The sequence below is a fragment of the Rhizobium sp. SG570 genome, from assembly GCF_012275345.1.
GTDB lineage: Bacteria > Pseudomonadota > Alphaproteobacteria > Rhizobiales > Rhizobiaceae > Rhizobium > Rhizobium lusitanum.
This window is the reverse complement of record NZ_JAAZQI010000029.1, coordinates 26,195-47,715: the sequence shown is the minus strand read 5'-3', so window position 1 is coordinate 47,715 and position 21,521 is coordinate 26,195. Positions and strand designations below refer to the sequence as shown.

Sequence of the window (21,521 nt, the reverse complement as noted above, 5' to 3'; positions counted from 1 at the left end):
TCTGGCGCTCGGTGTTGTGAGAGAAAATTCTAACTTGATGCTGAAATGGAATGATCATGCGCCGACGCCTCGTCCCCGATATCGTCAATCTGCAGGCGTTCGAATGTGCGGCGCGGCACCAGAATTTTTCGCGTGCCGCCGAAGAACTGAATCTAACCCAAAGCGCCGTCAGCCGGCAGATCAGCGATCTCGAGCAGCAAACCGGGTTGAAGCTCTTCGAACGGGTGAGGCAGCGTGTCGTGCTTTCGGAAGCCGGGCTTCGTCTGCTGCCTGAGGTAAAGGACCTGCTCCTTCGCTCGGAGCGTCTGATGATCGGCGCCGTCGCGGCAGGCCAGATGAAATTGTCGCTGAAGGTTGCTACCTTGCCGACCTTCGGCACGCGATGGCTGGTGCCACGCCTCGGCCATTTTCTCGAGGAGCATCGCGATGTCGCGATCACGGTGGAGTCGCGCTCCAAGCCCTTCAGTTTCGACGAGGATAATTTCGACCTCGCTATTCACTACGGCCTGCCGGCCTGGGCCGGCGCTGTTGCGACATTTCTTTGCAACGAGACCGTCCTGCCGGTCGCTGGCCGGCAGCTTGCCGGACGATTGAATCTCGGCGGTCCGGAGGATCTGTCACATGCGCCGCTGCTGCATCTGACAACACGTCCCAAGCTCTGGGCGCAGTGGTTCGATCTGCAGAGATTGCCGACGGAGCATGCCTATCCCGGCGCCCGGTTCGATCAGTTTTCGATGATCATCGCCGCAGCCATTTCCGGGCTCGGTGTTGCGCTCCTGCCCACCTATCTGATCGAAGAGGAATTGAAGACGGGCGTGCTTTTACCTTTGTTCGATCTGCCGATGCCGACCGAGAACAGCTATTATATCGTCATGCCGGAAAAGAGGCAGACCAACGAGATCGCGATGCTTTTTCAGGATTGGCTGCTGAGCCAGGTGACGCCTCCGTCACGAGCAGCGGCCAATGCGACATAGTCTTGTGTGGCGGCCATGCAATAAATTTTAGGCTTGAAATTCTTTTCGGCGCGCGTCACACCTTTGCTTGTCGCATCGTTGCCGGTTGCCGGGGCGCTGCAAGATGAGGTCGGAGGAGAGGCCAGCATGAAGACGCATCCGCTGAAGGGACCGAACCGGCTGAAGCTTGGCGTGTTTTCGGCGAACGCCGACGGCGGCCTGGCGATTACCGACGTACCGGAGCGTTGGACGGCTGGCTGGCAGGACAATCTGACCGCCGCACAGATCGCCGACCGGGCCGGCCTCGAGTTCTTCCTGCCGATCGCCCGCTGGCGTGGCTTCGGCGGCAAGAACCGGGTGCGGGAATGGTCTTTCGAAACCTTCACCTGGGCAGCAGCCCTTTCGGCCGCGACCGAGCGGATCGGCCTGTTCATGACGGTGCATGTACCGCTCGTCCACCCGCTTTATGCGGCAAAGTCGCTTGCGACGGTCGATCACATCAGCCAGGGGCGGGCAGGGCTCAATATCGTCTGCGGTTGGAACCCGAAGGAGTTCGGCATGTTCGGCGTGCCGCTGGTCGAGAAGGGCTACGATCAGGCGGCGGAATGGCTTGAGATCGTCGAAAAGCTCTATGCCTCCGACGAGCCGCTCGATTATGCCGGAACCTACTACAGTTTGAAGGAGGCCGTCAGCCGGCCGGCGAGCCTGCAGACGCCGCGCCCCGTGACGATGAATGCCGCATTCGGCGGTCCCGGCCGGGATTTCGCTGCCAGCCATTGCGACTATCTCTTCACCACCTTTACCGAGATCGCCGAGGCCGGAAGGCATGTGGCCGATATCGGCGAGCGCGCGGAAAGGAACGGCAGGCAGGTCGGCGTCTATACGGTATGCCATGTCGTCTGCCGTGAGACACAGGCTGAGGCAGAGGACTATTACACCCGCTATGCCGTCACCATGGCCGATCATGCCGCCGTCGACCAGCACATGGCCGGCAAGAAGGAGTTTTCGCAATCTCATGATCGCGAGGCCTATGAGCGCTATCGACAGCGCTTCGCCGGCGGGGCCGGCAGCTATCCTCTCATCGGCAAGCCGGAGCGGATCGCGGACGAGATGATCGCGATTGCCGAGCAAGGCTATGCAGGCATCGCCTTGTCGTTCGTCAACTACACCCAGGAGCTCCCCTATTTTTGCGATCGGGTGCTTCCGTTGCTGAAGAGGGCCGGGCTTCGGGCGGAATAGAGCGGCGGAGCCAGCTTTCGATCGCAGTCGCCCTGGAGAGCATCGGCGATCCCAGGCATTGTCATGATGTGCGGCAAATGTGCACCGCAGCGAAAAACATGAGCCCAAGGGGTTTACAAGCGTGGTGGTGGATGGGATCGTTTAAGCGAAGGTGCTGCTGGTTTGCAGTGGCGACGTTCCTTCGACCGGACGCCTAAGCTATGGGCTCCGCTGCGCTTTGATTCCGGGCGCTTAACCGAGAAAATCAATCCGAGGCTGGAATGCGGCATCTGCTGCGCGTTCGGCTGTTGTCTTAGTGCGCCCTCAGCGTCGTTGCGCCGGGGCAGAGATAAATGGGTTTATGAATGAGTTTTTTTGCACAGCGCGCCTTTCTTGGCGTTCTTGCAAGCGTGATGGCGCTGTCGCAGGCCGCCAATGCCAGTGATCTTATGATCTGGTCGCCGGTAAAGGTCGCACCTCAGACCTACAAGACGACGCTGGGCTTTCGACTGCCGATGGCGTGGGAAATGAGTGCAGGTGTCGATCTTGGCTTGGGCGGCACGGCAGGCGGAACGATCTTGCGCAGCAGCGAGCTTGCAACCCTCTGGGGAAGAGCGGTCGACGATCGCAGCCGCTTCGCCACCGTCTCGCGGCGTGAAGTCGCCTTGCGGGTGGATGCGCTCAATGGCAGTGGCATGCTCTATCTCGGCCGCTCGCGAAATTGGATTGTGTCAGACAATCTGGACATGCGCACATCGAGGTCTCTGAACGTGAACTATGTGGGCGCAAGGAATGGGCCGACGTCGATCACCGCGACGCAGGCGGTGGCGATTGCCGTTCCCTGGACGGGGACGTCCATCTCGGCGAGCGGCAATCTGATGGATGGCGACAGCGTCTTCTCGAGCACGGTTGTGTTCCAGCAGCCGCTGGCATCGAACCTCAATTTCTCCGCTTCCTTCACGAATCCGCTGACGATGGCGCCAACTGGCGATGTGCGTTTCGACTACCGCATCAAGTGGTAGGCAAGGACGTGCGCCGTGGAATTGGCGACACCTGCGGATTTTGAGTGCGACGGGAACAAATATCTCGTGCTGCAGTTTAGGGACAGCAAGATCGCTTGATCCTGCACGGGGCGCATTTGCCCTATTAGAGCCTGCCGTTGGTTCAACTCCCTGCCGGCGGCAGGTTCAGTCGTAAAGCAACCGACCCGAAAAACCGCGGATCTGATTGGCAGGCCGCCTGCGCCGGGCTTTCGCTATTTGATCGGGATATCCGCCGCCGCAAGCCGTGATTTGAGATGCGCGATGATGTCATGGCGCGTTTGCGTCCAGACGGCGGTGATGGTCCAATATTCGATTTTCATCACCGTTTGATCGGCGGCGAAATCGTCGAAATAGACCACTGGCGCAGGCTTGGTCTGGATGCGTTGATCCGCCTTCAGAACATCGAAAATGGTTTTGCGAGCGAGATCCGTGTCGACCTCATTGCCAAAAGCGAGCGACAATTCCTGGCGGCGATTAGGCTCACGGCTATGATTGATGATGGGTGTGTTCCAGAGCGTGGAGTTCGGCGCCATGAGATAGAGACCGTCGGCCGTCTTCATCTCCGTTGCGAAGAGCCCGATGTCCCTGATGAATCCCTTGACGTTAACCGTCTCGATATATTCGCCGACCCGAAACGGACGCAGCACCAACAGCATGATACCCGCGGCAATGTTTTGAAGCGTGCCCTGAAGCGCCAGGCCGATCGCCAGACCGGCGGCACCGAGAGTGGCGATAATGGAAGCGGTCTGAACGCCGAACTGACCAAGGACGGTGATGAACACCAGTATAAGCAGGCTGTAGTGCAGGAGGTTCTGGAAGAAGCTCGCCAGCGTTTCATCGATGCCACGGACACGCGAGATAACGCGATAGGCCGAGCGGCTGATGGCTCCGGCGAGAATCCAGCCCCCAATCAAGAGAACGATCGCGCCCAGGATCGAAAAGCCATACTGAACGGCAAGTGCCGAGGCCTGGTTAAGGGCAGTTCGAGCGGCGACGACAACGTTGGCCGTTTGATCTTCCATTTGAGAGCTCCATCTTTTCCAAAAAGCCAAATGACACGTGGCGGCTTTTGTTCCTGAGCGATCGTCGGCTCCGGGGTGGGCGCCCTCGGCCAGCACTGCGGAGGGGAAATCGACGCGTTACGCTAGACGCCATGCATTGCGCGATGAGCACTGCGAACGGCTGCGGCGGCGTGGTGGGTCTTCTTATCCTCATACATGCCGAGATCCGCGCGCTTGATCATCGCTTCCATGGTCTCTCCGCTCTGACTCGTTGCGACGCCAACGGCAACGCTCAACGGCGCGCTGGAATAGAACTGATTGTTGATTTTCAACAGCTCATTGATCGTCTCGACCATCGAGGCAGCCGCGACTTCGTCCGCGCCGGGCATGAGAACGGCAAATTCGTCGCCGCCGATCCGAGCGGCATGGTTCGGCAGGGAGACGACGCTGCTCAGCACTTCTCCCATGCGACGCAGCAGGGAGTCGCCGGCATCGTGCCCGCTCTCGTCGTTGGCCTCCTTCAGTCCGTTCAGGTCGATGATGACGGCCGACACCGGCCGAAGCGATTTGCGTTCCAGCCTATTAAGCTCCTCCGTGTAGAAGGCGCGGTTGTAGAGCTTGGTCAGAACATCGTGCTTGCCGAGATATTCGAGATAGGCTTCCGCCTTCTTGCGGGCGGTGATGTCGGTCAGGGCGACCTGAACCAGCGACCAGTCGCGTTCATAGCCCGGAAAAACGGAAAACTGGAGGAGAACGTGGCGTTCCGAGCCATCAAGGGCATAATTCAGGACTTCACGCTGATGGAACAGGTGCCCGTTCCACAATTCCACCAATTGACCGCGAAAGTGTTTTTCCATGTCGTCACGGAACACTTCACCGATCCGCTGGTGCAGGGTTTGGCGATCCGGTGCGCAGAAAAGATCGAGCGTAGCCTGATTGACATCAAGCACGCTGATCTCGCTCATGCATTGCCGGACGAATTCTGGGTGAACGTCGAGAAATACCTGGAAATCGACGATGCCGCGGCCGCGGATTTCGTCGAGCAGAACCTTGATGCGGCTGAAATCCTCGACCCACAGGGATACCGGCGAATGTTCGAACATCCCTTCCGCGTAACGGCGCTGCCGTTCTTCCTGTCGCCGTGCCTCTTCGCGTGCGGTCACGTCCTCGGTCGTCAGCAGCAATCTGTTCCATGACGTTTCGTGTCCCGGCAGAATGATGCCGCGAAGCTGGATGTCGAGTCTGCGGCCTGCCAGCGTGTAGTTGACGGCCGTGCCGGAGAATTCGGTCTTGCCCTCCCAAAGCGCGAGCAGTTCGTTCACATGGCTTTCGAGCATTTCGTCCCTGAAGACGTTCGAAAGCCCGCCGACTAGTGCCTCGAAGGACTGCGCCTCGAACAATTCCAGTGTCTTGGCGTTGACCGCAAGGACCCGTATCTTTTGCGAGCATGTCTCGACGCGCCTGATATCGGCGAGCAGATGGGCGCGCAGGTCAGTCACGCCCTCCGTGCGCCAGAGTTCGAACTGTTCCTTGACGCCGCTGAAGTCTTCCAACCACATGGCGACGGGAGCAAGATCGAATACGGTGGCGCTGAAATTCTGGGCGTTCATTTGTAATTCCCTGCGCCGGCAATAAAATCAGTATATCAAGCACGAAGACCGGCAATTCACCAAGTTCTGCTTAGCGACCATTTGTAAAGCTTGCGTTGACACTGGATGATTGGTCAAGCCTGCAGATCGCGGGCAAGCTATTTTCACACCCATCTCAGCTCATTCCTGCCGGAACGGGCAGGGAAGGGAATTCAACCCCATGGCTTGCCAAACTCAGGCGATCGGCGGCCGCACTACGGCCTGTTGAGTCTTGAGAAAGCGTTCGAATGCCTCGAGCGTCTTCTCGCTGACATGATGTTCAATGCCTTCAGCATCGTTTCTTGCGGTATCGGGATCGACGCCGAGACGGCATAGCACGGCCTCGACGACCTCATGGCGGCGACGTGTGGCCGCCGCGAGACGTTGTCCCTCTTCTGTCAGAAAGACGCCGCGATAAGGGCGTTGGGTGATCAGATTTTCCTCCGCCAGACGCTTGAGCATCTTGGCGACCGTCGGCTGCGTGACCCCAAGACGCTGTGCGATATCGGTCTGGCGCGCTTCGCCCGCATGCTCTATCAGATCGGCGATCAGTTCGACGTAGTCCTCCATCAATTCCGTACGTCGGTCTTCACGGCTTTTCTGGAAAGCCTCGGCATGCGACTCGATTTCTGTCGATGCAAGTCGGCTTTCCGGGGTTGCGGGCAGTTTCGTCAAGGCGGCTCACCTCCAGAAGATTAAGAGCAACGTGATAATGTTTAGCCTCGACTATAAATAAATCACATTCGTTATGAAACCCCGACCGGCATGCGATCAACGACTATCCGGTGCAGGAATCGGAACATTGCTCGGGGGAGATGTTCCGCGCTGAACAACCTCCCTGAGCAATTCACTCTCCGAAATGGTCAAATCCATGTCCGTCGGACGACAGTTCAGCCGTCAGAACGCGCTATCCAAAAATTGATGTCGTCTCGTCGCGTCAGTCACGCAGCAGCGGTAGGAGTTGATCGCCTTGCCGAGCGATCTCCGACAAATACGGTGTGTCGGAGAGGACGAAATGGGTGATGCCGAGGTCCCGATATTTGAGCAGCGAACGGGCGACGTCGGCGGCCGAACCGACCAGCCAAGTGGTGCCGGCACCACCGCCGCCGAATTTGCCAGGCGCCGTATAGAGATTGTCATCGAGGACATCGCCGCGCGCATGCAGATCGAGCAGCCGCCGCTGGCCGACTGCGATCGACTGCCGATGATCGTTCCAGCCGGCCCCCTTGATCTTCGCCATTTCGGCGACTTTCGCCTCGGCGTCGGCCCAAGCCTGTTCGGTGGTGTCGCGCACCAGCGTGGTGATCCGCAATCCGAATTCCAGCGGAGCGAGGTCGCGGTCCAACTGCCTGCTTAATATCTTCAGCCGCTCGATCCGCTCGCGAACATCGTCCAGCGGCTCGCCCCAGAAGAGCTGGACGTCGGCCTCGGTGGCGGAAACCCGCTCGGCTGCCTCCGAGGCGCCACCGAAATAGAGCTTGGGATGTCGACGATCGCCGCGACTTTGGATACGCGGTGCCACTGTGGATTCGGTGACACCAAAATGTTCGCCTTCATAGGTGACGTTCTCTTCGGTCCAGAGCCTGCGAACCAGCCGCATGAATTCCTTGGTGCGGGCGTAGCGATGCGCCTGATCGCCCTCGCTGTCACCGTAGGCGGAAAGATTGTCCTTGCCCGACACGACGTTGACGCGGACGCGGCCACCGCTCAGGTGGTCGAGCGTGGCGGCGGCGGAGGCAAAGTGCGCTGGCCGCCAATAACCAGGACGAATTGCGATAAGAGGTTCAAAGGTGGTTGTGGCTGCGGCAAGTGCGGTCGCGACGGTGAACGTATCGGGCCGGCCCCAACCGGTGCCGATCAGCGCGCCTTTCCAGCCGTGGTCTTCCAGTGCCTTGGCGTGGGCCGTCAGCGTTTGCAGGCTGTTGTGGTTTTCGACTGCTGAATCGCCACGGTGGCCAGGGTTGACGTCATTGGGAATATACCAAAGAAACTCGCTATTGCTGCTCATGTCTGTCTGGGCCTGCAGGTCTGTATGGATTGGATGGGAGATCCCCGGTGAGGGCTGCCATGGATCAGTCCTTTGATCGTACCGAGATCATTCGGTTAGAGCTTGCCTTTCCACGGAACGAGAACGGCCTCCAGAATGCGGATGCCAGCCGTAAAGGCGAAGGCGCAGATCGCGATGATGCCGATGCCGACGAAGACGACGTCGGTGGCGAGGAACTGCGATGCCGACATGATCATGAAACCGATGCCGCGGGTCGAGGCGATGAGCTCGGCGGCGACAAGCGTGCCCCAGCCGATGCCGAAGGCGATCCTGACACCCGTCAGGATTTCCGGCAGGGCTGAGGGCAGGACGATGGAGATGAAGAGCTGCAACCGGCTGGCGCCGAGCGAACGGGCCGCGTTGACGCGCTCGAGCGGAAGCGACCGGACGCCGGCCTGGGCCGAGAGGCAGATCGGCGCGAACATGGCGAGAACCAGAAGCGTGATTTTCGAGGTCTCGCCTATGCCGAGCCAAATGATCATCAGCGGCAGGTAGGACAAAGGCGGCAACGGCCAATAGAACTCGATCGGCGTGTCAAGGATGCCTTTTGCCCAACGATTGAGACCCATCAGCAGACCGACGGGAATGCCGACCACAATTGCGATTGCCGCCGCGACGACGATGCGAAACAGGCTTGCGAAAATATGCTCGGATAGTGACGCGCCGGCATAGCCGTCACGATAGACGACGCCGATCTGCGTCCATACCTCGTCGGGCCGTGGCAGGAAGAGATGGGAAACCAGACCGAGCCTGGAGACAAGCCACCACAGACCAAGACAGGCGATGGCGGCACCGATGCTGATGGCAATGGTCGGCTTGTCGGCGACACCGAAGCTCGGCATTCGCACGAGCTTCGGTTCCGCCTCCTGCTGTGAAGCCGTGATTGGGCGCGCCTCGATGATATCGCTCATGCCGCGCTCCTGAAATCATCCGCATTGTGAAGGATAGCGCGAATTTCTTCGCGAAGATTGGTAAATTCGGGCGATGCGAGGATCGACTTCGTGTCGCCGCTGGCGGCAAAGCGATGCACGAAATCAAGCTCGAAGCGGGCAACGACGCGGCCCGGTCGCGGAGACATGACCAGCAGCTCGGTACCGAGGAACAAGGCCTCCTCGATCGAATGGGTTATGAAGAAAATACGTTTGTCAGTTCTGGCCCAAACCGAGACCAGCAGCTCCTGCATCTGCTCGCGCGTCAAGCTGTCGAGCGCGCCGAAGGGCTCGTCCATCAGCAATATGTCGGGATCGGGGGCGAGCGCACGGGCAATGCCGACACGCTGCCGCATGCCGCCCGAAAGTTCGTAGGGAAAGGCATTGGCGAAGTCGGTCAATCCGACGAGCCGCAGCAACTCGAAGGCGCGATCTCGGCGTTCTCGTCGTCCCAACCCCGCAAACTGCAAACCAAGAGCCACGTTATCGACCACGGATTTCCAGGGGAGCAGCGAATCCTTCTGGAAGACGACGCCGCGATCGGCTCCGGGGCGGGTAACGGATCTGCCGTCGAGCGTGATCGTTCCTTCTGAAAGCGGCAGGAAACCCGCGATCGCATTCAGCAAGGTGGATTTGCCGCATCCCGATGCCCCCAGCGCAACGACGATACCGCGCTCCGGAATATTGAAGGATACGCGATCGAGCGCGTGAACGGTTCGGCCGTCGCGCGCTGCAAAAAATACGCTGGCATGATCGACTTGAAGCATGTCTTCTCTCGGACGTTCGACGCCGGCACGCCCGCCGCACCGGCGTTGGGGAGGATCAGTTGCTGGCGCTGAGAAGCGCGTCGGGCGTGACGAAGGCGCTGTAGTTCGGCAGAACTTCGGAGACCTTGCCCTGGCCCTTCAGGAAGGTGGCGGTGTCCTTCAGGATCTTTGCGGCTCCCGACTGGTCGCCGCCACCGAGCCAGGCTGCCGATGCCTGAACGTCTGGTGTCAGCAAGGTGAGGTTCTTCAGCGCCGCAGCCTGTTGTTCCGCCGTTCCGCCAAGAAGCCTGGCAAGGGCCTTGGTGTTGTCGCTGTCCGGCCCCCATGCCGCTTTGTCGGCTGCGAAGGAAGCGTAGTACTTGTTGATCACGGAAGCGAAGGCTTTCAGAAATTGCGGATCGCTTGCGGCAAATTTCGACGTTGCCACCCAGGCGGAAAAGGTGGGTGCGCCCTTGTCTGCCACATCCTTGGAGGTCACCAGCACCTTGCCGTTCTTCTTCAGCTCGGTCAGCGCCGGGTCCCAGACAAAGCCGCCATCGATATCGCCGCGATTGTAGCTTGCGACGATTTCCGGCTGCGGAATGGCGAAGACCTGCACGTCCTTTTCCGTCAGGCCGAGAGACTTGATAAGGGCGAGCAGCTGGTAATGGTCGGTGGAAACTGGTGCCGCCGCTAGCTTCTTGCCCTTGAGATCGGCGAGCGTATTGATGGCCGAGCCGTTACGCACCACAAGCGCTTCGTCGACGCCCGAGATCGACGACAGGTAGAAGGCCTTGACCTCGAGGCCTCGCGATGCGGCCGCCGCAAACGGGCTGGAGCCCACGTAGCCGATCTGAACATCACCCGAGGCGATAGCCGCAAAGATTTCCGCGCCGGAATTGAACCTGCGGAAATCGATCTGATATCCGGTTGCCTTGGCGAAATCGCCGTTGGCGATGGCGACGGAAGAAGGCAGAGCATCAGTCTGATAGCCGACGACGACTTTCTTGTCGGCTGCGGCTGCAGCCGTTGCCGTTGAAATGCTGGCGAGGCCGACGACGGCCGCGGCGAACAGATTCTTGAGGTTCATGTTTATCCCTTTGGCCGGACCATACTTTCCGGCGCTCCCTGAGTTCAATGATCCGAGCCTAGCGAAGAAGGGTGGAATATCGATAGAAATAACAAACTATTTTTATAGACTATAAGGGGAATTGTTTGTCTGAAATGACCGGCGCTGCAGCGTTGGCATCTTTCCGAAAGCAAAAGCGCGGGTTGATGGGAGCCTCGCTTCCCATGGATGTTGCCCCAGTCGACCTCTGCAAATCCGCTTGCCGCCCCTTTAATCGGCTGCTTATTTTTTCCGCATCCGCATGAAGAAAAAGAAAGCTGTTTCTTAAATTCAGCAAAATCTATGTTTTTTATAGATTATGGCGCCAATGATCGTCATTCGGCGCAAACATGGATGAAACGAAACGGCATGTCCTATCTCCTCAGCCTTCTCGACAAGAGCCCGATCGAGCAGGGGCTCAGCGCCACCGATGCGCTCGGCGCCACGACGCGATTGGCCGTCAGAGCCGAAGAACTCGGCTATCACCGCTTCTGGGTCGCCGAGCATCACAACATGGCGAGCCTTGCAAGTTCGGCACCGGAAGTGCTGATCGCCTATCTTCTCGCCAGAACCTCGAAGATCCGCATCGGCTCCGGCGGCGTCATGCTGCAACACTATAGTTCCTACAAGGTCGCCGAGGCATTCAATCTCCTGGCCTCGCTCGCGCCCGGCCGCATCGATCTCGGTGTCGGCAAGGCGCCAGGCGGCTTTCCGCTGTCGACACGCGCATTGCAGGTCGCCATCGATCCGGAACGGAAGCCGAGTTTTGCCGAGCAACTCTCCGACCTGAATGGCTATCTCGCTGCCGATCCCCATTCTGATGGCGCTTTGGCGACACCGTTTCCGCCGCGCTCGCCGGAACGCTTCCTGCTCGGCGCCAGCGTCGAGAGCGCCGAGCTTGCGGCGGAGAAGGGCTGGAAGCTGGTTTTCGCCGGCCATCTGAACGGCGATCCCGAGAATCTGAATAAGACCTTCGAGGCATATGGGCGTGCGACAGGTGGCAAGGTTCCGATCCTGGCGCTCGCAGCCTTTGCCGCTGAAAGCGAGGCCCATGCTCGCGAGCGCGTCGGCCAGCTTCGCATCGTCAAGCTTTTCCTGCCCAACGGCCAAAGCGTCAATGTCGGCAGCCTGGAGCAGGCGGCGGAATTCGCTCGTCAAGCCGGTGTCACGGACTATCGCACGGAAGAAAAGGTCCCGAGCGTGCTGCATGGCACGGCCGCGCAGATCCGTGACGAACTCGATGCGCTGCACCGCCGTTACGGCGTCGAGGAGTTCGTGCTCGATACGCCGGCGCTGACGGCGGCGGAACGGCTCACCTCAATTGAACTGCTCGCCAAAGAGCGGCTTTCCCTCGTTGCCTGAACAGCCTGTCCCAGGAGGATCAATCATGGCTCAAAAACACGTCACCTTCGGTATCATGCTGCAAGGCCCAGGCGGCCACATGAATGCCTGGAAGCATCCGAGCGTCCCGGCTGATGCCAGCACCAATCTCAACTTTTTCGTCAAGACGGCCCGTAAGGCGGAAGAGGCCGGCATCGCCTTCGCCTTCGTCGCGGACGGCCTTTACATCAACGAGCAGTCGATCCCGCATTTCCTCAATCGGTTCGAGCCACTGACCATCCTGTCGGCGCTTGCCGCCTTTACGACGAAGCTCGGTCTGGTCGGCACGGTCTCGACGTCCTACAGCGATCCCTTCACCATTGCCCGCCAATTCGCCTCGCTCGATCTCATCAGCGGCGGTCGCGCCGGCTGGAATGCCGTGACCTCCCCGCTCGAAGGCTCCGGCCGCAACTACAGCCGAGAGCATCCCGAACACGAGCTGCGCTATGAGATCGCAGACGAATATCTCGATGCCACCAAGGGCCTGTGGGACTCCTGGGATGACGATGCCTTCCCGCGCAACCGCGAAACGGGCGTTTACGCTGACAAGACCAAGCTGCATCGCCTGAATCACAAGGGACGCTTCTTCCGTATCGAAGGACCGCTGAATATCGGCCGATCCAGGCAAGGACAGCCCGTGGTCTTCCAGGCCGGTGCGTCCGATTCCGGCATCAGGCTTGCCGGCAAGCACGCCGATGCCGTCTTTACCAATGGCGGCCCGCTTGAGGATGCCAAGGTCTTCTACAAGCAAGTCAAGCAGAGCGCGATCGCCCATGGCCGCAGCGCGGCCGAGGTCGGCATTTTTCCCGGCATCGGCCCGATCGTCGGTGCGACGCAGGAGGAGGCGGAGGCCAAGTATCAGGAAATCCGCAATCTCGTTACAGTCGAAGAGGCGCTGGCCTATCTCGGTCGCTTCTTCGACCACCATGATTTCAGCGCCTATCCGCTGGACGAGCCATTTCCGGATCTCGGCGATATCGGCCGCAACAACTTCCGCGCCACGACCGATCGCATCAAGAAAACGGCGCGGGAGAAAGGGCTCACGCTTCGCGAAGTGGCGCTCGACGCCGCAACGCCCCGCACCGCCTTCATCGGGACTGCCGAACACATTGCCGATGAGATCATCCGCTGGGTGGATCAGGAAGGTGCCGACGGTTTCATCCTCGGCTTCCCGGTCATCGGGGAAGGCTTCGACGACTTCGCCAAGCATGTCCTGCCGATCCTGACGAGGCGCGGCTATTTCGATCCGGAGCTGAAGGGCGAGACGCTGCGCGACCATCTCGGCCTGCCGTTCCGCGAGAGCCGTCATGTGGCGCAATCCGATCATATCGAACCTGCAAAGGCCGTCGGCGCCTGAGCCCGGACCGATCCCCATGAACGCCATCGTCAATACCGCTTCGCTCAATGATCCCGTCGAGAAGGGGATTGCCGCTTATCTCGATGAGATCATCGCGCTGCGGCACGATCTGCATCAATACCCCGAACTGGCCTTTCAGGAGCACCGCACCTCCAAGCGGGTGGCGTCGCTGCTGACCGACTGGGGCTATGAGGTCGCCACCGGCATAGCCGGAACCGGCGTTGTCGCCACCCTGAAGCGGGGCGATGGGAAGCGCAGCCTCGGCATCCGCGCCGACATGGATGCCCTGCCGATCGATGAGGCGACCGGGCTTGACTATGCGAGCAGCAATCCCGGTGTCATGCATGCCTGCGGCCATGACGGACACACGTCCATCCTGCTCGCCGCCGCGCGCTATCTCGCCGAAAGCAGCCAGTTCAACGGCACGCTTCGGCTGATCTTCCAGCCGGCTGAAGAGATCGGCGCGGGCGCCCGCAAGATGCTGTCGGAAGGGCTTTTCGATCGCTTTCCGGTCGAGGCCGTCTTCGGCCTGCACAATTGGCCCGGTGTTCCCGAGGGGCAATTCGGCTTCGTTGCCGGTCCCGCCATGGCCTCCGTCGACCAGGCTGTGATCAAGATCGTCGGCAAGGGCGGTCATGGTGCCGAGCCGCATCGGGCTGTCGATCCGGTGCTGGCGTCGGCTTCCTTCATCACGGCTCTGCAGAGCGTGGTCTCGCGCAACATCGACCCGCAGGACATGGCTGTTGCGACTGTGGGCTCCATTCATGCCGGCTCCGCATCGAACGTCATTCCGGAAAGCGTGGAGTTGAAGCTCACCATGCGCGCCTTCAGCGAACAGGTGCGCGTGACGCTTCAGGAGCGTATCCCCGCGCTTGCCCGCGCGCAGGCGGAAAGTTTTGGCGCGGTGGCGGAGGTCAACTATCGCCTGGGCTTTCCGGCGCTGGTCAACCATGCCGACGAGACTGCTTTTGCCCGCGGCGTGGCAGTGCAGGCGCTTGGCTCGGCTGCCATCGAAGCGGATTTCCGGCCGCGCACGGCAAGCGAAGATTTTGCGTTCCTGCTGGAGGCCAAACCCGGAAGCTACCTCTTCGTTGGCAATGGCGACAGCGCCCCGCTGCACAGCGCCCAATACAATTTCAATGACGCCATCATCGCGCCCGCCGCCCGCTACTGGGTGCGGCTCGCCGAAACTTTCCTCGCGGATGACAACAGGTGACGAACGACATGAGCGACACGTTTCTTTATACGACCACGCTGGACCCGCGCGCCAAGCCGCTGATCGACGAATTGATTTTCGAATATGACAGCCGCTACGGCAACTATTTCAACGCCGACGGCGCAGCCGCCGAATTGAACCGCTATCCGCCGGAGGCCTTCGCGCCGCCGAACGGCAATTTCCTGCTTCTCGTGCGTAACGGCGAGACGATCGGCGGCGGGGCGTTCAAGCACTATGACGACCGGACTGCCGAGTTCAAGCGCATCTGGACGCGGCATGACCTCCGGCGTCAAGGGTTGGCGCGCAAGCTCCTGGTCGAGCTTGAGGAGCAGGCAGCGCGGCAAGGCTATCAGCGCATCTACCTGACGACCGGTTTCCGCCAACCGGAGGCCGTCGGCCTCTATCTGAACAACGGCTACACCGCTCTCTTCGATACATCGGTCGATCCTGAAATCTACAAGAGCCTGCCTTTCGAGAAGGACGTCAGCCATCTGGCGCCATCCTATTCAGTCGAGACCTCCGGATCACCGCAGCGGCTGGCCGCCGCTGGACGCTGACGGCGGATTGAAGCAACGATAATCATAAGGGGCAAGCATCATGGCGCTGACAACGGACTTTGCGGGTATCGATCCCGCCGCCGGAACAAACGAGACGAAGACTGATTATGCGCGCTATCGTATCGTGCCGGCACGGCATCCCGGCCGTACCGCCGGGACGATCTTTGCCACCTTCGTTCTTGCCGCCGTCCTCTATTCCACCTTCACCAATCCCCGCTGGGGCTGGGGGGTGTTCGCCGAGTGGTTCTTTGCCGAGCCGGTGCTCGTGGGCCTCGGCAGGACGTTGCTTCTGACCGCACTCGCGGCCGTTTCCGGCTCCATCCTCGGCACGGCCCTGGCTCTGGCCCGTGTGTCGAAATCGCCGCTGCTTTCCGGTCTCTCCTGGGGCTATATCTGGCTGTTGCGCTCGATCCCCATGATCGTGCTGCTGCTCGTGCTCAACAATCTCGGCTATCTCTACGAGACGATCTCCGTCGGCATCCCCTTTACCGACAAGGTGTTGTTCGACTATCCAACGACGCAACTCCTGACGCCGTTTGCGGCGGCCTTCCTCGGGCTGACACTGAACCAATCGGCCTTCTTCGCAGAAATCGTTCGCGGCGGCATCCTGTCGGTCGACCAGGGGCAGCTGGAAGCCGCGGCCGCGCTTGGCCTGCCGCGCCGACGTCAGGCGTTCCGCATCGTTCTGCCGCAGGCCATGCGCTCCATCCTTCCCACAGGCTTCAACGAGATCATCGGTCTCGCCAAGAGCACATCCATGGTCTACGTGCTGGCCCTGCCGGAACTCTTCTACACGGTGCAGGTCATCTACCGCCGCAATCTGGAGGTCGTCCCACTGCTGATGGTGGCGACGGTCTGGTATCTCGTCATCATGACGGTTCTGTCGATCGCCCAGCACTATATCGAGCGCTATTTTTCCCGCGGCGCGCTGCGCAATCCGACCCCATTGCCATTCCAGGCTTTTTTCCAGCGCTTCCGCCGCCCGCTGCCTGTCGCTGCCACGAGCGCCGGGGTGGACACCGGGACGCTGACCACTTTTCGGAGCGTAACGGGTCTTCGCGCCAAGGGCGGGGCGGTACTTATTCACGGCATATCGAAGAGCTTTGGCACGTTGAAAGTGCTCGACAATATCGAGCTCAGCCTGCCGGCCGGAAGCGTGACCGCCATTATCGGCCCATCCGGCTCGGGAAAGTCGACGCTGTTGCGCTCCATCAATCATCTGGAGCGTGTCGATAATGGCTTCATCTCAGTGGACGGCGAGCTTGTCGGCTATACCCAGAAGGGCGAGGTGCTCTACGAGCTGAAGGAGAAGGACATCCTGAAGCGCCGGACCGATATCGGCATGGTCTTTCAGAGCTTTAATCTCTTCCCGCATCTGACCGTTCTGGAAAACCTCATCGAGGCGCCGATCCAGGTGCGCGGTCAGAGCCGGGACGAGGCCGTGGCCTTTGCCCGGGAACTGTTGGCACGGGTCGGCCTCAGCGACAAGATCGATGCTTATCCCCGCCAGCTTTCCGGCGGCCAGCAACAGCGTGTGGCCATCGCCCGCGCCCTGGCGCTTCGCCCGAAGGTGTTGCTGTTCGATGAGCCGACTTCGGCGCTTGACCCGGAACTTGTCGGCGAAGTGCTCGACGTGATCAAGGAGCTCGCCCGCACCGGGACGACATTGGTCATCGTCACCCACGAGATCGGCTTTGCCCGAGAGGTTGCCGATACCGTCGTCTTCATGGACGGCGGCCACATTATCGAGGCGGGATCGCCGACGCAGATCATCAACGATGCGAGGCATCCGCGCACGCGCGAATTCCTCGCCAAGGTTCTCTAGCAGACACAAGCTGGTGAAAAATGCCGGGCCGTGACGGGCACTCGGATGATAACGACAAAAACAACAACTTTAAGATGAAATGGAGAAGAGGCATGGCATTCTTTGATAGAGCAAAGTACGTGTTTGCCGGGGCCATCACCGCTGTAGTGATGAGCGGCGCGGTCGCCAGTGCGGCCGAAAAATTCAACCTGAGCCCGGATACATCAAATCGCGTCAGGGCGGAGAAGGATGAAGCGGCAATCAAGGCGATCGCACCCGGCTTCAAATTCGTCAATCCCGGCAAATTCACGGTGGCGATCAACCCCTGGGATCCACCAATCACAACCTACGCCACCGATGCGAAGACCGTTGTCGGCGCTGACCCGGACATCGCACAACTGCTCGCCGATTCCCTCGGTCTCCAGCTCGAGCTGGTGCCAGTTGCCTGGGAGGATTGGCCGCTCGGCGTCTCCTCCGGCAAGTATGATGCCGTGATCTCCAACGTGACGGTTACCGAGGAGCGCAAGCTGAAATTCGACTTCTCCACCTATCGGAGGGACGTGCTCGGGTTCTACGTGAAGGCAGACAGCAAGATCACCGAAATCAAGGAGCCCAAGGACGTCGCGGGCCTCAAGGTGATAACCGGAGCCGGCACCAACCAGGAGAAGATCATTCTCGAATGGGACCGGCAGAACGTGGTGGCCGGCCTGAAGCCGATCGACGTGCAGTATTACGACGATCGCGCCGCCGCCGATCTCGCCCTGCAGTCGGGTCGCGCCGATCTCGAGTTCAATCCGAACGCGACGCAGGCCTACAAGGCCGCCATCAACGGCACAAGGAAGCTTGTCGGCACCGTCTCGGGCGGTTGGCCGCTCACGGCTGAAATCGCTGTCACGACGAAGAAGGGCGCTGGTCTCGCCGACGCGTTGACGCTCGCCATCAATGATCGGATCAAGGACGGCAAATACGGCGAAGTGTTGAAGCACTGGAGCCTGACCGCCGAGGCGGTCGATCAATCCAAGACCAACCCTGCGGGCCTGCCGAAAAGCGGTTCGTAATGTTGGTCGAGCGGACCGGCGTTGGTGGGGCCCGCGCCGGTCCGCCCCCCATTCATCTGTTATGGAGATACAGAGTTCGTGACGATCCTTCCCAGCTTCAGAACCATGCTTGCCGCCGTGGTGGCAACTGCCTTGATCGGCTTTGGCCCGGTGAAGGCATCCGACGACTTCGATCTCAGTCCGCAACAGCCCGGACGTGTCCGTGCGGCAAAGAACGATGCGGCGATTGCCGCCATTCCCAAGGGCTTCAAGTTTGTGACGCCGGGCACATTCACCGTGGCTGTCGCCCCCGGCGGGCCGCCGCTTGCGACCTACGCGACGGATGCCAAGACCGTCGTCGGTGCCGATCCTGACTACGCCTCCGCCATTGCCGATACGCTCGGCCTGAAGCTGGAACTCGTACCCGTTGCCTGGATCGACTGGCCGCTCGGTCTGACCTCGGGCAAATACGATGCCGTCATCTCCAATGTCGGCGTCACCGAGCAACGCAAGGAGAAGTTCGATTTCTCCACCTATCGCCAGGGTCTGCACGGCTTTTTCGTCAGGACCGACAGCAAGGTCGCGTCGATCAATGAACCCAAGGATGCTGCCGGCCTCAGGATCATCGTCGGCGCAGGCACCAATCAGGAGCGGATCCTGCTGAAATGGAGCGATGAGGACGTCAAGGCCGGCCTGAAGCCGATCGAATTGCAATATTACGACGACGATGCCGCGAGCCTTCTGGCTCTCCAGTCGAACCGGGCCGACGTCATCGTGCAGCCACACGCCCAGCTCGTCTACATCGCTGCCCGGGACAAGAACATCAAACGCGTGGGCACCTTGAGCGCGGGCTGGCCGGATCGTTCGGACGTCGCGATCACCACACGCAAGGGCAGCGGCCTTGCGGCAGCGCTCACCACTGCCACGAACGGGCTGATCAACGACGGCACCTATGCCAAGATTCTAGACCACTGGCATCTCTCCGAGGAAGCCCTCGCGAAGTCGGAAACCAATCCGCCCGGCCTGCCGAAATATTGAGGAGATAGCCGAATGAGCCATCCAGCCCCATCGATCAGCCACATCGGCTTTCTCACACCGGGCAACTATCCCGATGAGGATCCTTTAGCTGGCCTGGAGCAGACCTTGCAGCTTCTCGAGCATGGCGAGCAGAGGGGATTCGACAGCGCCTGGGTGCGCCAGCGGCATCTCGAGCCCGGCATCTCCTCGGCAAGCGCTTTTCTTGCGGCGGCAACGCAGCGGACGCGCCATATCGAACTCGGGACGGCCGTCATTCCGATCGGCTACGAAAGCCCGTATCGTCTCGCCGAGGATCTCGCGACCGTGGATGTCCTGTCGCGCGGACGATTGAACATCGGGCTGAGCGCGGGTCGCCCCTTGCATGCCGACCTGATTGGTCCGCTCGCCTTTGATGGCGATTGGGAAAGCCACGATTTTTCCCATCAGAGGGTGCTGCGCTTTGCCGACAATCTGCGCGGGGCCTATATCGGCGATCAGCATACACTCATCAAGACGCCCTTCGGTCCGCAGCGTCCGCGTCTCCAGCCCTATGCGAAGGGACTGATCGATCGCATCTGGTATGGTGGCGGCTCGTTGCGTTCCGCGGCCTGGGCAGGCAAGAACGGCTTTAATCTTCTGATCGGCAATGTAACGACGGGCGAAGAGACCGACGATTTCTTCGTGGCGCAATCGCGGCAGCTGGAGACCTATCGCGCTTCCGGCGGCGAGACGAGACGGGTGGCGCTCGGTCGCGTCATCGTTCCGTTCGACAGCGCCGACGCCATCACGCGCAAGCGCTATACCGATTATGCCGCCGGCCGCTACGAGCGAACGCTTTCACCGCAGGGGGAACGCCGAACGCTTTTCGCGCGCGACCTGGTCGGGACGTCGGACGAGATTCTCGAACGTCTCCACGCCGATCCGATCCTGCCCTATGTCAGCGAGTTCCGGCTGGAACTGCCGTACGAATTTCACGACGAAGAATATCGGCAGATCCTCCATGATTTCGTGACGATTATCGCACCTGGGTTGGGATGGAAGGCGGCACCCCTCCTGCGCCGGTCAGCATCTTGATCGTCACAGGGTCGCATATCCGAGGAAGGGATCTGCGGGAGCACACGCCGATCCGTTCTTCCATATGGGTCAGCGATCATTCAGGTCTGGATGGCCCGAGGCTGGATGCTGCATGATGTGCATCCAGGCCATAAATGGCGCAGGGCCTCGATGGCGAGGATGTCGCCCGGCGCATCGTGCGTGAGGCGCGCGCCAAGAAGTGATTGTTTTCTTTCAATTCATTTCCCCGTTTTGCCGAGATTTATGTTGGCTTTTAGTTTCGCGTTTTGCGCTTGTTGCGGTCAGGCAACAGATGTCGGCGCGAATTTCTCGCTCGGTGGCAAGAAGTCGATGGCTGCGAGGAACGCGTTTAGATATGTTTCTTTGATATCAGCGAGATTTTAAGGACTTTCGTCTACATTTCTTTCGATTTGGGTACTATTCTCGGTGTTCAAATGGACGATACCGAAATCCTGCCGCCGGAAGTGCTGGCCTCAATGCTGATGCGGATGTTCGAATTCGCGCCAATAGCGATCGCTATCACGACCAGTGATGCGAAGACGTCGAGCTATGCAAAGGTCAATGACGCCTATCTCAAGCTGACCGGGCTCAAATGGGACGATATTCGCGGCAAGAAGCTCATTTCGAAGGGCGCAGCCATTGACAGCCCGGCCCGCGACCGCCGGCATCGCCTGCTGCAGGAGGATGGTGCGTATGTGCTGGAAGAGGTCGAAATCCGCCATGCGGACGGCAACATCATTCCGACCTTGATATCGGCGCAGCGCACCGTGATCGACGGCATATCTTTCGACGTGGAAATCATCCTCGACGTATCGGCGCGCGTCCGCCATCAGTCCGAAATCGAACTCGCGCTTCGCGCCTCCGCACGTACCGATGCGCTCTCCGGCCTGCCGAACCGCGCCTGCTTCGACGAGGTGCTGAAGGAAAGGATTGCGGCGCAGGAATCGAATGAGCGGCTGCTTGCGCTTGCCTTCATCGATCTCAATGGTTTCAAGATCGTCAATGACACCATGGGCCACGATGCCGGCGATGAAGTGATCCGCACGATTGCAAGCCGTTTGCGTGACAGTTTCCGAACACATGATTTTATAGCTCGCATTGGCGGCGACGAGTTCATCGTATTGTTCGAAATCGATCCTGCCCTTTTGAACGAGGCGCGCGACATGCTGTTCGAGGCGATCGAGCGGATCTTCAAGCCGATAGCGATCGGTGGTGCCTTGACGGACGTCGGGGCGGCCGTCGGCGTAACGCTTTTGAGGCCGGGAGATACGTCAGCTTCCTTCGTCAAACGCGCCGACAACGACATGTATCTTGCCAAGCAAACCGGAAAGCGCGTTTCTGTCGTCTGGCTCAGGCCGACGGATGCGGTGATGCCGGCTAAGTGGGCTCGAGCCGACTGAAGGCGC

General features: G+C 60.2%; 19 protein-coding genes. 12 read left to right on the top strand and 7 right to left on the bottom strand.

Features of this window, described 5'->3' with window-relative positions; all coding sequences use genetic code 11:
* The first annotated feature begins 50 nt into the window (after positions 1 to 50).
* The 3 genes from FHT28_RS33310 (at position 51) to FHT28_RS33300 (ending at position 3,193) form a co-directional block, all read left to right on the top strand.
* Positions 51 to 974, top strand: a complete 924-nt coding sequence (locus tag FHT28_RS33310) for a LysR family transcriptional regulator (protein ID WP_168598579.1) — start codon at positions 51 to 53, stop codon at positions 972 to 974.
* A 126-nt stretch (positions 975 to 1,100) separates the two neighbouring features.
* Positions 1,101 to 2,192 carry an LLM class flavin-dependent oxidoreductase gene (locus tag FHT28_RS33305; RefSeq protein WP_037197695.1) on the top strand — a complete coding sequence of 364 codons (1,092 nt, stop codon included), beginning with the start codon at positions 1,101 to 1,103 and terminating at the stop codon, positions 2,190 to 2,192.
* Positions 2,193 to 2,536: 344 nt separating this feature from the next.
* Entirely contained in the window at positions 2,537 to 3,193 is a 657-nt protein-coding gene (locus tag FHT28_RS33300; RefSeq protein WP_037197696.1) for a hypothetical protein, read from the top strand.
* Positions 3,194 to 3,426: 233 nt separating this feature from the next.
* Here the strand turns inward: FHT28_RS33300 and FHT28_RS33295 are convergent, their stop codons facing one another.
* From FHT28_RS33295 to tauA, 7 genes are all read right to left on the bottom strand, one after another.
* The gene (locus FHT28_RS33295) at positions 3,427 to 4,236 is read right to left on the bottom strand and encodes a mechanosensitive ion channel domain-containing protein (RefSeq protein WP_037197697.1); all 810 of its coding nucleotides are present in this window, start codon (positions 4,234 to 4,236) and stop codon (positions 3,427 to 3,429) included.
* Between the two features lie 122 nt (positions 4,237 to 4,358).
* Positions 4,359 to 5,825: a sensor domain-containing diguanylate cyclase gene (locus FHT28_RS33290; protein ID WP_168598578.1), complete on the bottom strand. Its 1,467-nt coding sequence runs from the start codon at positions 5,823 to 5,825 to the stop codon at positions 4,359 to 4,361.
* Between the two features lie 213 nt (positions 5,826 to 6,038).
* Positions 6,039 to 6,518 (bottom strand): manganese-binding transcriptional regulator MntR, encoded by a 480-nt coding sequence (gene mntR / locus FHT28_RS33285; protein WP_037197698.1) that lies wholly within the window; start codon positions 6,516 to 6,518, stop codon positions 6,039 to 6,041.
* A 262-nt stretch (positions 6,519 to 6,780) separates the two neighbouring features.
* Entirely contained in the window at positions 6,781 to 7,851 is a 1,071-nt protein-coding gene (locus tag FHT28_RS33280) for an LLM class flavin-dependent oxidoreductase (protein WP_047639930.1), read from the bottom strand.
* A 95-nt stretch (positions 7,852 to 7,946) separates the two neighbouring features.
* Entirely contained in the window at positions 7,947 to 8,801 is an 855-nt protein-coding gene (locus FHT28_RS33275) for an ABC transporter permease subunit (protein WP_112442260.1), read from the bottom strand.
* Positions 8,798 to 9,586, bottom strand: a complete 789-nt coding sequence (locus FHT28_RS33270) for an ABC transporter ATP-binding protein (protein ID WP_112442262.1) — start codon at positions 9,584 to 9,586, stop codon at positions 8,798 to 8,800. Before FHT28_RS33270 ends, FHT28_RS33275 begins: the two co-directional genes overlap by 4 nt.
* 55 nt (positions 9,587 to 9,641) lie before the next feature.
* Positions 9,642 to 10,655 (bottom strand): taurine ABC transporter substrate-binding protein, encoded by a 1,014-nt coding sequence (gene tauA / locus FHT28_RS33265; protein ID WP_168598577.1) that lies wholly within the window; start codon positions 10,653 to 10,655, stop codon positions 9,642 to 9,644.
* Positions 10,656 to 11,042: 387 nt separating this feature from the next.
* Between tauA and FHT28_RS33260 the strand changes: the two genes are divergently transcribed.
* The 9 genes from FHT28_RS33260 to FHT28_RS33220 all read left to right on the top strand — a co-directional run bounded on the left by FHT28_RS33260 (position 11,043) and on the right by FHT28_RS33220 (position 21,515).
* Positions 11,043 to 12,035, top strand: coding sequence for an LLM class flavin-dependent oxidoreductase (locus FHT28_RS33260; RefSeq protein ID WP_037197753.1), 993 nt, complete (start codon positions 11,043 to 11,045; stop codon positions 12,033 to 12,035).
* 25 nt (positions 12,036 to 12,060) lie between these two features.
* Positions 12,061 to 13,410: an LLM class flavin-dependent oxidoreductase gene (locus FHT28_RS33255; RefSeq protein WP_112442266.1), complete on the top strand. Its 1,350-nt coding sequence runs from the start codon at positions 12,061 to 12,063 to the stop codon at positions 13,408 to 13,410.
* A 16-nt stretch (positions 13,411 to 13,426) separates the two neighbouring features.
* Positions 13,427 to 14,626: a M20 aminoacylase family protein gene (locus FHT28_RS33250; RefSeq protein ID WP_168598576.1), complete on the top strand. Its 1,200-nt coding sequence runs from the start codon at positions 13,427 to 13,429 to the stop codon at positions 14,624 to 14,626.
* Between the two features lie 8 nt (positions 14,627 to 14,634).
* The gene (locus tag FHT28_RS33245) at positions 14,635 to 15,183 is read left to right on the top strand and encodes a GNAT family N-acetyltransferase (RefSeq protein WP_168598575.1); all 549 of its coding nucleotides are present in this window, start codon (positions 14,635 to 14,637) and stop codon (positions 15,181 to 15,183) included.
* 40 nt (positions 15,184 to 15,223) lie between these two features.
* A complete protein-coding gene (locus FHT28_RS36760; RefSeq protein ID WP_168598574.1) occupies positions 15,224 to 17,008 on the top strand; it encodes an amino acid ABC transporter permease/ATP-binding protein in 1,785 nt (594 codons plus the stop codon).
* 92 nt (positions 17,009 to 17,100) lie between these two features.
* The gene (locus FHT28_RS33235; protein ID WP_168598573.1) at positions 17,101 to 18,045 is read left to right on the top strand and encodes an ABC transporter substrate-binding protein; all 945 of its coding nucleotides are present in this window, start codon (positions 17,101 to 17,103) and stop codon (positions 18,043 to 18,045) included.
* A 78-nt stretch (positions 18,046 to 18,123) separates the two neighbouring features.
* A complete protein-coding gene (locus FHT28_RS33230) occupies positions 18,124 to 19,062 on the top strand; it encodes an ABC transporter substrate-binding protein (protein WP_168598572.1) in 939 nt (312 codons plus the stop codon).
* A 12-nt stretch (positions 19,063 to 19,074) separates the two neighbouring features.
* Entirely contained in the window at positions 19,075 to 20,115 is a 1,041-nt protein-coding gene (locus FHT28_RS33225; RefSeq protein WP_047559160.1) for an LLM class flavin-dependent oxidoreductase, read from the top strand.
* 434 nt (positions 20,116 to 20,549) lie between these two features.
* Positions 20,550 to 21,515: a sensor domain-containing diguanylate cyclase gene (locus FHT28_RS33220; protein ID WP_246705022.1), complete on the top strand. Its 966-nt coding sequence runs from the start codon at positions 20,550 to 20,552 to the stop codon at positions 21,513 to 21,515.
* Positions 21,516 to 21,521: the final 6 nt, after the last annotated feature.

Excerpts from the sequence above, each read along its gene's own strand:
- FHT28_RS33310 (WP_168598579.1), top strand. The coding sequence starts at position 51 with ATGATCATGCGCCGACGCCTCGTCCCCGATATCGTCAATCTGCAGGCG.
- FHT28_RS33305 (WP_037197695.1), top strand. The coding sequence starts at position 1,101 with ATGAAGACGCATCCGCTGAAGGGACCGAACCGGCTGAAGCTTGGCGTG.
- FHT28_RS33300 (WP_037197696.1), top strand. The coding sequence starts at position 2,537 with ATGAGTTTTTTTGCACAGCGCGCCTTTCTTGGCGTTCTTGCAAGCGTG.
- FHT28_RS33295 (WP_037197697.1), bottom strand. The coding sequence starts at position 4,236 with ATGGAAGATCAAACGGCCAACGTTGTCGTCGCCGCTCGAACTGCCCTT.
- FHT28_RS33290 (WP_168598578.1), bottom strand. The coding sequence starts at position 5,825 with ATGAACGCCCAGAATTTCAGCGCCACCGTATTCGATCTTGCTCCCGTC.
- FHT28_RS33280 (WP_047639930.1), bottom strand. The coding sequence starts at position 7,851 with ATGAGCAGCAATAGCGAGTTTCTTTGGTATATTCCCAATGACGTCAAC.
- FHT28_RS33275 (WP_112442260.1), bottom strand. The coding sequence starts at position 8,801 with ATGAGCGATATCATCGAGGCGCGCCCAATCACGGCTTCACAGCAGGAG.
- FHT28_RS33270 (WP_112442262.1), bottom strand. The coding sequence starts at position 9,586 with ATGCTTCAAGTCGATCATGCCAGCGTATTTTTTGCAGCGCGCGACGGC.
- tauA (WP_168598577.1), bottom strand. The coding sequence starts at position 10,655 with ATGAACCTCAAGAATCTGTTCGCCGCGGCCGTCGTCGGCCTCGCCAGC.
- FHT28_RS33260 (WP_037197753.1), top strand. The coding sequence starts at position 11,043 with ATGTCCTATCTCCTCAGCCTTCTCGACAAGAGCCCGATCGAGCAGGGG.
- FHT28_RS33255 (WP_112442266.1), top strand. The coding sequence starts at position 12,061 with ATGGCTCAAAAACACGTCACCTTCGGTATCATGCTGCAAGGCCCAGGC.
- FHT28_RS33250 (WP_168598576.1), top strand. The coding sequence starts at position 13,427 with ATGAACGCCATCGTCAATACCGCTTCGCTCAATGATCCCGTCGAGAAG.
- FHT28_RS33245 (WP_168598575.1), top strand. The coding sequence starts at position 14,635 with ATGAGCGACACGTTTCTTTATACGACCACGCTGGACCCGCGCGCCAAG.
- FHT28_RS36760 (WP_168598574.1), top strand. The coding sequence starts at position 15,224 with ATGGCGCTGACAACGGACTTTGCGGGTATCGATCCCGCCGCCGGAACA.
- FHT28_RS33235 (WP_168598573.1), top strand. The coding sequence starts at position 17,101 with ATGGCATTCTTTGATAGAGCAAAGTACGTGTTTGCCGGGGCCATCACC.
- FHT28_RS33225 (WP_047559160.1), top strand. The coding sequence starts at position 19,075 with ATGAGCCATCCAGCCCCATCGATCAGCCACATCGGCTTTCTCACACCG.
- FHT28_RS33220 (WP_246705022.1), top strand. The coding sequence starts at position 20,550 with ATGGACGATACCGAAATCCTGCCGCCGGAAGTGCTGGCCTCAATGCTG.